General features: G+C 42.7%; 19 protein-coding genes. 2 read left to right on the top strand and 17 right to left on the bottom strand.

Annotated elements, in window-relative coordinates; all coding sequences use genetic code 11:
• Window position 1: 1 nt before the first annotated feature.
• Both DUN60_RS06460 and DUN60_RS06455 read left to right on the top strand, forming a co-directional pair.
• A complete protein-coding gene (locus tag DUN60_RS06460) occupies window positions 2–3,121 on the top strand; it encodes an efflux RND transporter permease subunit (protein WP_208638355.1) in 3,120 nt (1,039 codons plus the stop codon).
• A gap of 2 nt (window positions 3,122–3,123) precedes the next feature.
• The gene (locus tag DUN60_RS06455) at window positions 3,124–4,647 is read left to right on the top strand and encodes an efflux transporter outer membrane subunit (protein ID WP_114633530.1); all 1,524 of its coding nucleotides are present in this window, start codon (window positions 3,124–3,126) and stop codon (window positions 4,645–4,647) included.
• Window positions 4,648–4,771: 124 nt separating this feature from the next.
• On the opposite strand, the gene DUN60_RS06450 is transcribed toward DUN60_RS06455, so the two are convergent.
• From DUN60_RS06450 to DUN60_RS06370, 17 genes are all read right to left on the bottom strand, one after another.
• Window positions 4,772–4,987 carry a DUF6434 domain-containing protein gene (locus DUN60_RS06450; protein ID WP_017101670.1) on the bottom strand — a complete coding sequence of 72 codons (216 nt, stop codon included), beginning with the start codon at window positions 4,985–4,987 and terminating at the stop codon, window positions 4,772–4,774.
• 34 nt (window positions 4,988–5,021) lie between these two features.
• Complete coding sequence (locus DUN60_RS06445; RefSeq protein WP_004733816.1) at window positions 5,022–5,354, bottom strand: YnfA family protein; 333 nt, start codon at window positions 5,352–5,354, stop codon at window positions 5,022–5,024.
• Window positions 5,355–5,476: 122 nt separating this feature from the next.
• Window positions 5,477–5,926, bottom strand: coding sequence for a DUF3291 domain-containing protein (locus DUN60_RS06440; RefSeq protein ID WP_114633529.1), 450 nt, complete (start codon window positions 5,924–5,926; stop codon window positions 5,477–5,479).
• A 64-nt stretch (window positions 5,927–5,990) separates the two neighbouring features.
• Complete coding sequence (locus DUN60_RS06435; protein ID WP_050621360.1) at window positions 5,991–6,272, bottom strand: hypothetical protein; 282 nt, start codon at window positions 6,270–6,272, stop codon at window positions 5,991–5,993.
• 193 nt (window positions 6,273–6,465) lie between these two features.
• Complete coding sequence (locus DUN60_RS06430; RefSeq protein WP_114633528.1) at window positions 6,466–6,870, bottom strand: DUF1801 domain-containing protein; 405 nt, start codon at window positions 6,868–6,870, stop codon at window positions 6,466–6,468.
• A 70-nt stretch (window positions 6,871–6,940) separates the two neighbouring features.
• Window positions 6,941–7,420 (bottom strand): P-loop nucleotide/nucleoside kinase family protein, encoded by a 480-nt coding sequence (locus tag DUN60_RS06425; protein ID WP_114633527.1) that lies wholly within the window; start codon window positions 7,418–7,420, stop codon window positions 6,941–6,943.
• 112 nt (window positions 7,421–7,532) lie between these two features.
• Window positions 7,533–8,078 carry a GNAT family N-acetyltransferase gene (locus DUN60_RS06420; RefSeq protein ID WP_114633526.1) on the bottom strand — a complete coding sequence of 182 codons (546 nt, stop codon included), beginning with the start codon at window positions 8,076–8,078 and terminating at the stop codon, window positions 7,533–7,535.
• Complete coding sequence (locus DUN60_RS06415; RefSeq protein WP_102456313.1) at window positions 8,075–8,272, bottom strand: hypothetical protein; 198 nt, start codon at window positions 8,270–8,272, stop codon at window positions 8,075–8,077. Before DUN60_RS06415 ends, DUN60_RS06420 begins: the two co-directional genes overlap by 4 nt.
• 213 nt (window positions 8,273–8,485) lie before the next feature.
• Window positions 8,486–8,890, bottom strand: a complete 405-nt coding sequence (locus DUN60_RS06410) for an NUDIX domain-containing protein (RefSeq protein WP_017087944.1) — start codon at window positions 8,888–8,890, stop codon at window positions 8,486–8,488.
• A 119-nt stretch (window positions 8,891–9,009) separates the two neighbouring features.
• The gene (locus tag DUN60_RS06405; protein ID WP_114633525.1) at window positions 9,010–9,426 is read right to left on the bottom strand and encodes a GFA family protein; all 417 of its coding nucleotides are present in this window, start codon (window positions 9,424–9,426) and stop codon (window positions 9,010–9,012) included.
• A gap of 132 nt (window positions 9,427–9,558) precedes the next feature.
• Complete coding sequence (locus tag DUN60_RS06400; RefSeq protein WP_114633524.1) at window positions 9,559–10,371, bottom strand: class I SAM-dependent methyltransferase; 813 nt, start codon at window positions 10,369–10,371, stop codon at window positions 9,559–9,561.
• Window positions 10,372–10,504: 133 nt separating this feature from the next.
• Window positions 10,505–10,906 (bottom strand): hypothetical protein, encoded by a 402-nt coding sequence (locus tag DUN60_RS06395; RefSeq protein WP_114633523.1) that lies wholly within the window; start codon window positions 10,904–10,906, stop codon window positions 10,505–10,507.
• Between the two features lie 148 nt (window positions 10,907–11,054).
• The gene (locus DUN60_RS06390) at window positions 11,055–11,393 is read right to left on the bottom strand and encodes a hypothetical protein (RefSeq protein WP_017083684.1); all 339 of its coding nucleotides are present in this window, start codon (window positions 11,391–11,393) and stop codon (window positions 11,055–11,057) included.
• Between the two features lie 152 nt (window positions 11,394–11,545).
• Window positions 11,546–11,893: an SH3 domain-containing protein gene (locus tag DUN60_RS06385; protein ID WP_065205237.1), complete on the bottom strand. Its 348-nt coding sequence runs from the start codon at window positions 11,891–11,893 to the stop codon at window positions 11,546–11,548.
• Window positions 11,894–12,009: 116 nt separating this feature from the next.
• Window positions 12,010–12,654 carry an HAD-IA family hydrolase gene (locus tag DUN60_RS06380; RefSeq protein WP_061024348.1) on the bottom strand — a complete coding sequence of 215 codons (645 nt, stop codon included), beginning with the start codon at window positions 12,652–12,654 and terminating at the stop codon, window positions 12,010–12,012.
• Between the two features lie 78 nt (window positions 12,655–12,732).
• Entirely contained in the window at window positions 12,733–13,104 is a 372-nt protein-coding gene (locus DUN60_RS06375; RefSeq protein ID WP_114633522.1) for an acyl carrier protein, read from the bottom strand.
• Window positions 13,105–13,296: 192 nt separating this feature from the next.
• The gene (locus DUN60_RS06370) at window positions 13,297–13,638 is read right to left on the bottom strand and encodes a hypothetical protein (protein ID WP_114634306.1); all 342 of its coding nucleotides are present in this window, start codon (window positions 13,636–13,638) and stop codon (window positions 13,297–13,299) included.
• Window positions 13,639–13,667: the final 29 nt, after the last annotated feature.

Raw genomic sequence — 13,667 nt, 5'->3', positions numbered from 1 at the left:
GATGAATCTAGCTGATTTCGCCATCAAACAACGTACCTTCATCCTGTTTTTCACTGCATTGAGTGTCATCGCAGGCCTATTTTCTTACTTTGATCTTGGCAAGCTCGAAGATCCAAGCTTTACCATCAAAACGGCCGTCGTAGTAACACTCTATCCCGGCGCTTCTGCTGAAGAAGTGGAACAGCAAGTTACGGATACCGTCGAAACTAAACTGCAGGAGATGGGATCATTAAACCGACTTCGTTCACTGTCTCGTCCTGGCATGTCGATGGTGTTTGTCGATCTAAAAGAGTCTCTTAATTCAAAAGCACTTCCTCAAGAGTGGGACTTATTACGCCGTAAAGTGTCTGATATGAAGTTATTGCTACCTTCGACTGCACAGATCAGTGTCGTACAAGACGAGTTTTCTGAAGTCTACGGCATGCTTTTCTCTATCCACAGTAAGGATGCATCGCCCGCTGAACTAAGACGTTACGCAGAAGAGCTTCAACGCAGAATCAAGACCGTCGATGGTATCAAGAAGATTGAATTGCATGGCGTTAAACCCCGCGTTGTGCATATCGACATCCCAGATGAAAGGTTGGCGCAATACGGCCTATCTATCACACAAGTTTGGTCGCAGCTGAATACGCAAAACATGGCCTTCGATGCCGGTAAGTTTTCTGCAGGAACGGAACGAATCCGAGTTCAACAGTCGAGTGAGTTTGGTTCATTAGACGACATCAAAAACCTGATGATCAAAGGTGGCGTTAGTGAATTAGGAACCAGCTTAATCCGCTTAGGCGATATTGCAGACGTCACAATGGGCTACCAAGAGCCAATGATGACAGAGAACCGTTACAACGGTGTACCTGCAGTCACATTAGCGATGAGCCCAGTCACCGGCGTTAACGTGGTATCACTTGGCGATGAAATTAATCAAATCGTCAGCGATTTCCAAGCGACTTTGCCATTGGGCGTTGACATCGCGACGGTAGCTAACCAGCCGGAAGAAGTTCAAAAATCAATCGACAACTTCGTAAGCAACTTGCTTGAGAGTGTCGCGATTGTATTCATCGTCCTAGCCATATTCATGGGGCTAAAGAGCGCAACTATTGTCGGCTCAAGCTTACTGCTGACTATCTTGCTGACCCTTACCTATATGAACATGACTTCAATTGATTTACACCGAGTTTCGCTAGGTACCTTCATTCTTGCCCTCGGCATGTTGGTGGACAATGCCATTGTCATCACCGATATGATGATTGTGAAAATCAACAAAGGCATCGACCGCACCAAAGCCGCAATTGACTCTGTTAAAGAGACAGCAACACCACTCTTTGGCGCAACAGTTATCGCTATCATGGGTGCGAGCCCTGTTATCTTTTCAAAAACAGATGCCGCTGAGTTCGCTAGCTCAGTATTCCTTATCATCGCCTCTTCACTGTTGCTGTCTTGGCTAGTCGCGATGACGTTCACAGCCTTGATGTGTTGGTTCTTTATCAAGCCAACTGAGCAAGCTGACGACACCAAAGTGAGCTTATACCGTAAAAGCGTAAACTGGACAGTAGACAACCCACTAAAAGCACTGACGGGGCTTATTCCGCTGATTTTAGTGACGGCATTGGCTATCCCGAACATTGCCGTTAACTTTATTCCACAAGCCGACAGACCTATTCTGTTCTTAGATTACTGGCTACCAAATGGTGCCAAGGTTGAACAAACCTCAGAGGATATGAAGCGCATCGAACAATGGTTGTTAGAACAGCCGGAAGTCGACAGTATTTCAACCTATGTTGGCGCAGGTGCTCCTCGCTTCTCAGTGACTATAGAACCAGAACCGTTTGACCCGGCTTACGGTCAGATATTGATTAACGCTACCGATTTCCCGTCACTCAGCCCGTTGATTGCACGTGGTGATAAATGGTTAATGGAAGAGTTTCCAAATGCAGACCCTCGCTTTATAAGCTTAAAATTGGCGACGGCGGATAAATTCAGTGTTGAAGCGCGCTTCTCCGGACCAGATGTCGAGGTGCTTCATGGATTAGCAGAGCAAGCGAAAGCTATATTCGCTCAACACCCAGACACCAAGTACGTTCGTGACGACTGGCGTCAAAAGAGCAAAGTGTTAGAACCTGTCATCAACCAAGACAAGATGCGCCTTGCAGGCATTAACCGCGCAGATATTGCATTCGCGATGAAACGTGCATCAGAAGGCATGCCGCTGGGTCGTATGAACTTAAACGACGAACTGGTGACGATTCAACTGCGTGGTACAGAAAGCTCTATTCAATCGCTAGAAACTTTGCCGGTTCGCTCTTTGTTGGGCATCCACAGCGTTCCACTTGGTCAAGTCATCGATGGGTTTGAGCTTACAAGCGAAGAGACCATGATCTGGCGTCGTGACCGAGTAAAAACCATCACTGCACAAGCTGGCGTTGGTCGTTACACCACACCGGCAGCAGTAAGAAACTCCGTTAAAGAGCAAATTGAATCCATCCACCTTCCACACGGTTACTACTTGGAATGGGGTGGCGAATATTACGACGAGCACAAAGCCGTCAGCGATATTCTTAAGCAACTACCTAAAGCGATGTTGTTAATGGTAATTATCCTGGTTGCGATGTTTAACGGCTTCAAACAGCCAGTGATTATCTTCACCACCCTACCGCTTGCGGCGACGGGTGCAACATTCAGCTTGTTACTGCTGGATAAACCGTTCGGCTTCATGGCCTTGATTGGCGCGGTAACCTTGACCGGTATGATCATCAAGAACGGTATTGTATTGATGGACCAAATTGAACTTGAACGTAAAAACGGTCGCTCACTATCTGATGCCATCAAAGAAGCAACCGTTAACCGTACTATGGCGATCTCAATGGGCGCACTCACCACAGCACTAGGCATGATCCCGCTGCTCAGTGACCTGCTGTTTGACCAGATGGCGGCAACCATTATCGGTGGCTTGGCTGCGGCAACCGTGTTGTCTCTGTTTGTAATGCCTGTGCTGTACAAGCTTTTCTATCGAACTGAAGAAAAGAAGACGGTAGCAGAAGCCATCAAAGACGCAGTGATCGTGCTTGATGCAACACCTCAGTCTACAAACAGCGGCACTCCAACCTCATTCAACAAGGAGCAATAAACATGTATCCATTAACGAAGTTTAAAGTGGCTCCTATTGCCCTCGCCTTGTTGCTGACAGGTTGTGCGGTTGGCCCTGATTACGAAGAACCACAAACGACCATGGCTGAGACCTTCTTATATAGCCAAGGTGATGTAAACCAAAGCGACGTGAATCAAGGCGATGTGAGCAAAAATGAACAGCACAATCATTGGTGGATGCAGTTCAATGATCCAACGCTCAATCAATTAGTGGCCGATGTTCAAAGCCAGAACATCCCACTTAAACTGGCCGCCGAACGCATCAGCATGGCGAACTCATATAAAAGCGTTGTGGAGTCATTCAAAGTCCCGACCATCAATGTCGGAGGCGGTTATTACAACTACCAGTTAAGTGAGAACGACTCCCTACTCGGCCCGGTATTTGGCGCCTCTGATGCGGTTGAATCAGCTACGGGGATGTCTTTGCTGGAAGCGCAACACGATGGCGGATTCTTAGGTGCAAGCATCGCATGGGAAATGGACTTGTTTGGACGTATAGATAAGCAATCCAACGCCGCGACGATTCGAGTGGAACAAGCCGAGATATTCCAATCGGGTTTGAATACCTTGATCACTGCCGATGTCATTCACAACTACCTGCAATATCGCGGCGCTCAAGAGCGAAAAGCGATCGCACTAGAGAACATTTCCGACCAAAAGCAGACTTTAGAACTGGTCACCAAAGTGGTTCGCAGCGGCTACGGCTCGGAGTTAGATCTTGCTCAAGCCAAAGCCATGCTTGCCGCGACTGAATCTATTGTTCCTCAACTTGAAATAGCAGAGCAAGTCCACAAACAACGTATGGCGGTGTTGTTAGGCGAATCACTCACGAGCGTAAACCAACGTTTAGTAGGTGACTTTACTTTGCCGAGAATGAACGATGTGATTCCGACAGGTTTACCTTCTGACTTGTTAGAACAACGCCCAGACATCCGAATCGCAGAGCGAGAAATGGCAGCCATTAACGAAGAACTCGGCGCAAGCATTGCTAATCGCTATCCAAAGTTCTTCCTAACGGGCACGCCAGGTGTGACGGCTGGAAGCTTTGATGATCTGTTCAGTAGCGACTCATTTGGTTGGGCGGCATCTGCCGGTATCAGTTGGAATGTGTTCGATGGTGGCCGAGGCGAAGCCATGGTGGAAATGAACGAAGCAAGGTTCCGTTCTGCAGCGCTTAATTACCAACATTCGGTAGACAGCGCCTTTGCAGAGGTCGATTCAAGCTTGTTTGCCTATGGTCGTAGCCAAGAAAACCAAAAGCGCATCGATGAAGCCACCCTTGCCGTCGATAACGCGGTGAACAAAGCAAAGTCGCTATACAAAGCGGGCCTAGTCGATTACTTGTCGGTGTTAGACGCACAAAGACAACAAAAAGCGATGCAAGATCGCCAAGTCGCCGCCAAGCTTCAAACCGCCAACACCACGATTGCCGTGTATAAAGCCTTAGGTGGCGATTGGAAAGTCGCAAACGAAACGCAGAGTGTTGAATTAGCCCACGTTAACTAGGCTCTCTGCTTTCAGTTCTCAGCTGAATAATGCAATAAGCGTAATAAAAAATACCGCCGTTGATTACGGCGGTATTTTTGTGAACTGGTTAGCTGGTAAATAAGTTTACCAACAAGATAATCCGTTACTTTATATCGTTACGCTTCGCCCACTCTTGTAAGGCATCACCCATAGTCAATCCTGTCGCATTGTTCATCCACTGCATAAAATCACGGTCAAATTTAAACTCTTCGCCAAGCTTGGACTTAAAATATCGACGCACGTTCTGAGTCGTTTTGTAGCTGTCCGTTATGACGGTACTGTCATCAATCTGATTCTTGTGCCAATCAACCTTTTCCATGATTTATTCTCTTCCTGTCATCTCAATGCATGCACTACGCGTTTCGAGGGCCAAACATAATAATCGCCATACCGAGTAGTGCAACTGAGCCACCTACCAGATCCCACGTTGTCGGCTTCTCGCCATCAACAAGCCACAGCCATATTAGGGCAACAGAAATATACACACCGCCATAGGCTGCATAAACACGCCCTGTCGCGGTAGGATGAAGCGTCAATAACCAAGCAAATAACGCCAGGCTTATCGCAGCAGGAATCAATAACCAAATGCTCTTGTCTTCTCTCAACCAAAGATAAGGTAGATAACACCCTACAATCTCGGCGACCGCCGTAAGTACAAAAAGACCGACCGTTTTAAATTCAATCACAACTTACCTTTATCAATTTAAATGCAGAAAACACTATCGATGATCCATCCAACAACAACTCCCACACACCACAGATGCCCCTCTTTTAGTTTCAATGGAACATAACGTTGGTTGGACGAATGCTATTTTGGCGCTTCTGATGCTGTAAAGTTGGTTTTAAAAGTGAAGGCATACGGCGAATCACCAATTTCTCTGAGGTGTTCAAGTCGCTCTATCGCTTCTTCGAGTGTGGGAATATGGTCTGCTTCAATCCACCAAAGCACATAAGTATCTTCAGGTAAACGATGAAACCAGTCACCCTTTCGGCGCATAAAATCACGGTGATGTGTGCGGAACATGAAGTTCTTTAACGAATCCACAGAGTCCCACACCGACATGTTCACAATCATATTAGGATCATCGAAAGCTTGGATATTGGTGGCGTCATCAGATTCATCTTTCAGACGCCAAACGAACCCTTCACTGCTTTCTGCGATTCCATTAACCAGCTCTAAGTTATCGATAAACTCTTTGATTTCCGGCGCATCTAACGGGTATTTTGCCAGAGCGATATTTAACTGAGCTAATTTCATAATGTTTCTTCCTTGATAAATTATGAATAGAAAATTTCAAACGCACCGACTGATACTAAGACAACTAAAGAACCGTCACGCCTTCAACTTCAATTACTGAGTTAACATTAGCGCGTTCGATTATCTTGAGTAACGTCGTTTGGATTAGTTCATTATCTCGGATTTCGGTTTCACAAGAAAAACGCTCTTCTTGGACACCATCGCCCTCACCCAACATAAATTGAACCGCGACTTCCGTTGCAAGATCTTTGGTCGCCCCGTAATACGCTAACGTGATTTTTGGGTATCCGTGGTCGCCTTTTTTAACCTGCTTTGCGATACGTTTCTTAGCTTTATCTAAATTCATACAACTACCTTTAAGTCTGAAATACAAGGTGACTAGAACACCTTTTTAAACGGTAAGCAATACAATCAGCGTTGGTTATATAGATTCCCTAGCCTCTTGATACTAATCAAGATGGTACAGTCTTAGTGATTTAAAGAGTGATAGCTAGAGCACAGATAACCAGTTTAGGAAATATGATGACAACACGTAAGAACTACGCGCCAAGAAGCGGTAGATGTTTTCGTTGTTGATAAGTTAAGGCTAGCTCTAAGCACTGCTTAATCGGTGCCCTAGGAAGTGGTTCAGTTAGGTTCAAGACGATTGCCCTATTACCCTGAAATGCCAATGTGCCGTCGTGCAATTCTCTGAATGTGTCGATTAGCTTCGTTTTACAGTTAAAGAACAAGTAATAGTTGTTTGGTGATTTTAATTTCCAGTCAATTCGAATTGGGCTACCCGTCTTAACGCTGTAACTTGGTTCGCCCCATTTCAGAGACTCTTCGACTTCACCTAAACCCAAATCAGATGAAAGCTCAAAGATAAATGAGCGCAACTCTTCAAGTCGGCCTCGAACATCATCGGGATACTCGTCGAAATGTGTTTTGATTGCTTTGTCCATTGAACCTCCGATTCACTTGTTGCGATATAAAGGATCAGCTAACTCAAACTATGCTTGGCTATATAGTTTGCTAAGTGTCCTGTTGAACCCAAACAACATTTTCATTTGAAGTTGGAACCTCAAACCAAGACCAAAACAGATCTAACATTTCAGGTGTCATTTCGTAAGACTTACCATCCAGTTCAGAGTTACGGCTAAATGCCTTCTGCTTACAAGTCTCAAAGGAAACATCAAGGTAGTGAACTTCGCTGTCCACACCTAGGTTTGATACCCAGCTTTTAAAAGAATCTCGGTCAGACTCACGCCAAAAACCAAAGTCAAAAATCACAGGAACACCTAAGGAAAACAGCTGCATTGCAGAGTCCTTGAATAAACCTTGAAGCGTAGCCAGCCGGCTATCAAAAACCTCACGCTCCATATGCTCGCCATACAAAGGAATCATCCACTCATCAATCGAGAAACGAAAGGCGCCATGCTTTTCTGCAAGCGCTTTAGAGTAAGTCGTTTTACCCGAACCGATAAAGCCACACACGAAATAGATTTTAGTCATGATTCCTCTTTAGCTCATAGGTAGAGTTGCCGTGTAAAAGCGCTGACACCAAGCTTAAGCACTAACATAAGCTTAGGATGCCAAGTGTCATAATTCATTCTTCAAAGCGTTCTTACCCGGAATTTCTTGTGCATAGTGTCATCATTGTTTCAGACACAAACTGTCCTTCTATAAGGTAACAATCTGTTACTTCTCCAATCACTTCGAAACCACATTTCAAATACAAATTTTTTGCAGGAAGATTATTCGAGAGAACATTGAGATCTAACCAATCGACACTTGGGCTTTCGTTACAAAACTCAGTCACGCACTTAATCAGTTCTACACCCAACCCTTGCTTTCTTAGACTTGAATCAACACCCATGCCCAGAAGCACACGATGAAACTTATACTCTTCACCGTAATGACGTAGGTCTATATGACCAAACACTCGTTCCTTAGAGTCTTTGATTACCCAGAGCTTTCTCCAGCCATGTTCACCAAGGCTTGCCTCAAAACCATTTCGAAACTTGTCTTTAAATTGTTCTGAAACCACACAATTCTTTTTAGAGATCGGTTGGAAAAGTGGAGAGTTATCATCCGCATTTTCAAGAAGCTGTACTCCTATGTATTCGAAAAAGGATTCTAAATCCGACCGAACGGCTTCTGTTATTCTCATGTAACTTCCCTCTTACCCATGATTCTTTCTTTTAGAAGTGTACCAATACTGCTCACTACAAACGTAAAAGCAAACGCCACAAGTGGCCGATAGAAATCAAACGCACCATCCGTCATAAAAAAGTACTGATGAATGGCAACACCAAAGCCACCCCCTAATGCCAGCTTCAAGTTCTTGAAAAGTCGTTGTTTCATGTTCATTCCCTCGCAGTAAAAATTTGGCGTATAGATATGAGCAGTGCCAACTAATTTGAACTTAATCCAATGGAAACTCTAGGTTTGGGCCGCCCCATTGATAATTCAATTTATCTGAATCGATCCAACAAATAAGTAGGCCATAGTCTTCCTTTTCAAATGATCTAAGTCCCATATCTCCCTCTTAGGTTATAGCGCTAAGAAGTTATAGCGCTAAGTTCGTTGCTGATGGTCACGCAACGCGTTTTTAATTTTTTTCATTGCTACGTAAGTTATTGGAGTGCACTTTTCTGGCAATTCGTCGAGATTGAACCAACGCAACTCTCGACACAAGTTAGGTTCTGCGTTCTCTATTTTGCCAACCCAATCAAAACATAGGTAAAAATAATGACGAATCGGCAAACTAGGGTCAACCAATTCAGCCGCTAAATTCAATTCTTTAGTGCTAACCGAAGTTTCCTCCAAAGCTTCGCGTTCTGCTGCGTCTAGAGGAGATTCACCGTCCTCTATGCGTCCAGAAGGAAAGCCCCAATACTGGTCAAACGCTTCAGTATTTTGGCGGAAGGCGAGCAATAACTGATTTCTAGAGACAAAGACAAGTTGAACTACATTTTTCATTTATATGAATCTTCCTTTGGAAAACAATACTCACGTTGAAGGGGCTACAAACGCTGCAATACTGTAAGATAAACCTGCAAGCATTAGAGTCACCCTTAAACTGATTGTTATGCATATAGTTATACCTTGTCTGCAAAGTAGGCCATGATTTCTTCGGTGGTCATTTCCTTAGTTTCATTGTAAAAGCAATAGTAACCAGGTCTCATGTCACTAAAATATTGCATATCCATTTCCAACCCTTCCAAACTTGGAAACAAGCCCACTGGCATATTGTACTCGCCTGTTTCTTTGAATTTAAAAAATAAGTGGGTTCCACATTTTCTGCAGAAACCTCGTGAAGCCCAAGAAGAAGATTTGTACATCTTTACTTTATCTTCACCTTCCAGTTTCACTTGAGTACCGCATTTCAAAGCAAACAACGGAGCACCACCCCAAGTTCGACATGACTGACAATGGCAAACTGTAAACTTAGGATCGATGATTTTAGCTGTGATTTTGACATAACCACAAAGGCAATTAGCCTCAGAATAATACATTGAAAGAGCTCCTAGATTGATGAAACATACACGCTGCCCTATTGGTGAGCAACGCAATAACTAAGCCGCTAAAAGGAACCTTAATAACTAAGACCAATGCACAGTGAAAATGCCAAGCATTGAGAATCGGTTCTAGGCGCTTTTTCCTATGCATTTTTTTGCAATAACTAAACCATGATTACTGCTACCAAGCAATGAAACCTCGGAGCATGTCGATAAATGATACTTAAACCATGATTGATACTGTTGCTCATTTAGTTGATTAACTTCCTGACCAATAAACCGAACGTACCCATCGGTTGCAATATGATTTTCGATACTAAATCCAGATTCAATTACCAAGCTTTCAATCTCTAAAGGCTTAGCAAAGTATCCCGTTCTAAAAAATGGATCTACATCGGGAGAAGAGACCAAGCCACTTTCATTCAATTCACTTAGAATATCAGGGGAAACTAAGCTACTGGACATTTTGGCAAGCAAACCCGCCACAAAGAAACGACTGATATACGCTATCGCAACTACACCATTTGGTTTCAATATTCGATTTGCCTCTTTTAAAACTGCTTCTCGGCCTGACTTCGATTGTATGTGATAAAGCGGCCCCAATACTAAAACAACGTCTTGAGTACCGTTTTCAATAAAACTCACGTTAGTTGCATTTGCTTCGTGAACAACCAAGTCTAAATTCTGGGTCTCAGCATTATATTTAAGTTGCTCGACTAATTCTGGAACTAACTCCACTGCTGTCACATCCATACCTTGTCGAACATAATGAAGTGAATAGCGACCAGTAGCCGCACCAAGCTCCGTCAAACGACCTGCTGATTCGAGATAAGACCCCAAAACATTAATTGTTGTATCAAATTCAATACGCGTTATGTTTTGAGAAAGTAGACGCTTCTCTTCGTCAAATTTCGCGTAGTAATCCATATACTCTTCTTGCACGACTCACTCCTATCCAGTTCACACCAAATGAAGTAAATGACAACGTTACAAATACACTCAAACTTGCCACCTAAATCACTCAAGCTAAACCGTGTTAAAAATACCAAGTGTTGGTAGTCTACTTAAGCGCTTGTTATTCGAATGCTACCTTTAGTGCCGCAGCTTGTTGCTCAAATAACCCATTGTCAGATTCAGAGGTAGACTTAGCTACATTTACCCATTGAACTCCTGTATCGTCAATATGACGAAACTCAATTTGTAATGCATATTTTGAACAATGAAGTAGACCAAACCCAAAGCCTACAAAAGTTAAGATAACAACTATAGCTTTAAGCCAAAGCGGGGTACTTTCAAGGCTTGGAACTGCTAGCCAAACTGCTCCAGAGAAGACAAATAACCAAAATATTATTTGCCCCACATTGTCGAGCAAACCGAGTTTTTTAACTCTCACATCATTAATTTTTGATAAAGGGTATGAATCTTTTTTGAAGCTAAACTCTTTTTGGCTTAGTTGAAAATCAGTTTCCTTGTACATTATTTACTCCATTCGTATGACGCCAAATTAAGGTATGAACAACGCTAGCACCTTACTTAGACCATAGTGCAATCGTCATTAAACTTACTGAAATGATGATGCCATGCGTTGTGAATCACTTTTAAAGTTCTTATTGTGGTTAGTTGACCTATGCGATCACGCAATAAGCTAAAGGGAATAAACTAGCGAGTAAAAAACGACCACCTAACCCGGTACTTTCAAGCTTAGTTACAACAGTATGTTTAGAAGAGTTATTTTCAATCAAACTACTTGCCGCTACACCCGCCACATTACTTGGATCGCTGTAACCTACTTTGTGCCCCGAAAAAGAGAAGATGCTGCCGAGCCCAATAAGTAGGAGCATTGAGTAAAAGGCGTAGTCACTCAAGAACTGGATTGCTAAAGAACCTGTCAACCGTTCGAACAAATAAACAAAACCAAGAGATAGAAAGTTTGACGTAACTACAAATGACATTAACTTGTTCATTATATTTATCTTTTCCTCATTGTTACAAAACACAAAGCTAAGGTGTGATCAAGGAAATACTGAATCTTGAGTGGACAACCTTAAACACAAACGTAACGCAAAACGAAAATGCTAAGTGTTAGCTGCTTGCTTTAGCAACTTTCGATATGAATTTATACAGCGCACAGATGATTTAAAGGAGCCCAAGCTAATTCTTCCGAATTACCTAATTTATAACTCCAGATCCAGCCGTTTAATTCATGTTCCTTTACTAGAATGTCACCAACTATCAAACGGTGTTCCTTGGAAAAATAGTCCTCAAGTACGGTTACTTCACTGTTATTTACAGCTAATATGTGTTTTGGAACCCAGCCTTCTTTATTTTCTCCTCGGCAAAAAATCCAATTTGCCCAATCACCTTCTGGGTTGGATTCTTCTACAAACTGCAATTTTTCATCTTTTACGATTCGAATAGGTAATTCTGGATCATCCTTATAATTTTTAACGACGTTGTATTCCATAGCTTATTTCTGCTCCATTTACATAACGTTAAGCTGTGAGTGAACGTGTGCCCAAATTGGACCGAAGCGAGAATAGTATGCTTTCACGAATCATACTTAAGCGCCTTGTTAAGTTTTCACCAACATAGTTCATATGAACCGTTTCTGTTTTCAATTGCCAGATCTGAAAAGCTATTAACAATTAGATCAGCTAAAGCTAATTCAGATTCTTTATGACTAGTTAATATAGCAACAGTAAAACACCCTGCTTCTTTAGCCGATTTGACACCCGCTGGCGAATCTTCAAAGGCAACACAGCTCATCGCATTCAAACCTAGATTTTCAGCGGCAAGCACAAATGGTTCTGGGTGTGGCTTACCGATGCTAACATCTTCACCACATATCATAATCTCAGGTAACTCAAACCCGGATGCACGTAAACTTGTCTCAGCCACATTTCTTGGACCACTCGTTGCGATTGCCCACGAACACTTAGGTATGGTTTTTACAAAACTCAGTGCTCCATCAATTTCAGTAGCTGATTCCATTGCTTTTATTGCGATTTTTTTAACTACGTTTTCTTCATTCGCATTTGCATATTGAAAACCTACTAATTCTAAAGTTTCGCTAATTTTTCTGCCGTGAACGTGTGGATGTACTATTGAAAACTCAACTCCTTTTTGCAATGCCCACTCTTTCCAAATATTATTTATAACCAGTGTGGTGTTTACAAGAGTTGCATCTACATCAAATATAAAACCATTGCATGAATATCTATTTATCAAACCTATTCCTTAAATGTGCAAATACGAACGTAGAAATGAAACATAACGCCTTTAGGTACTTCCAACAACCAACGCCTAGCCGAGAGAGTTAGCACACGCTGTTTGGACAATCTCTTGAAACTCTCGGACCGTTACCTTGCCTTTAATTTTTGGCTCAAACTCTTCTTCATCGAAATAAACTATCGGGTCAACTACATCTTCGTCTTTAAGATCAACTCCAATAGCCTCTTCCATATCAACAACTACAGTTATGAGATCTAAAACATCAGTATCAAAGTTTTGATCATAAAATGTACCATCAATAGCAATTTCATCCACACGAACATCGAAAGCCTTAGCCATTGCATTTAATACTTTATCGTCTACTGCATCACAGCCATTAGCCCAAGCGAAATTTGAATACGTGATTGCTAACACTGAACAGAACACAAGTTTGGGATATTTCATATTTTCCTCTTTGATGCCTAACACCCAATTGAGTAGCTAACAACCCCGCCAATACGCAGAATTGACAAGTAGAGCTAACACCTTGTTAAGGGGTGAACAACGGAATACCAAAGATGCCAGACACCACCTTAATCACTAAAATGAAGGCTTAGTAAAAATGCCATGCATTGTGAATCACTCTTTAGTAGTCTGTCATGTGCTTGATTGAACCTTATTGATTTTTAGCCCAAACGACTCTTGGCATTGATTAATAAAGTTCTTTTTCTTGGGCGCTATATTTAAAGCGCTCGGCTGTTCTGTTACTTCATATGAAATCCAACACTCCTCGCAAACTGCGCCCGTTACGTGTCCGGATAATTCACGCTCAGTTAGCTTTTTTATAGCAACGCCATTGTTAAACTTTACGAACAAATCACTGTTTTCCATGAGAATGCCATCTTCTTCGGAAGTCTGTTTGTTTATTACTTTCTCTACTATCGACAGGCCATCAGGCTCATTCTTCATCGCAGATATATATGTGAACAAATTATTCATGACACCTACCTGTTCGAGACTATCTGGCA

The sequence above is a fragment of the Vibrio splendidus genome (assembly GCF_003345295.1).
GTDB classification, from domain to species: domain Bacteria; phylum Pseudomonadota; class Gammaproteobacteria; order Enterobacterales; family Vibrionaceae; genus Vibrio; species Vibrio splendidus_K.
This window is presented reverse-complemented; position numbering and strand designations above follow the sequence as displayed.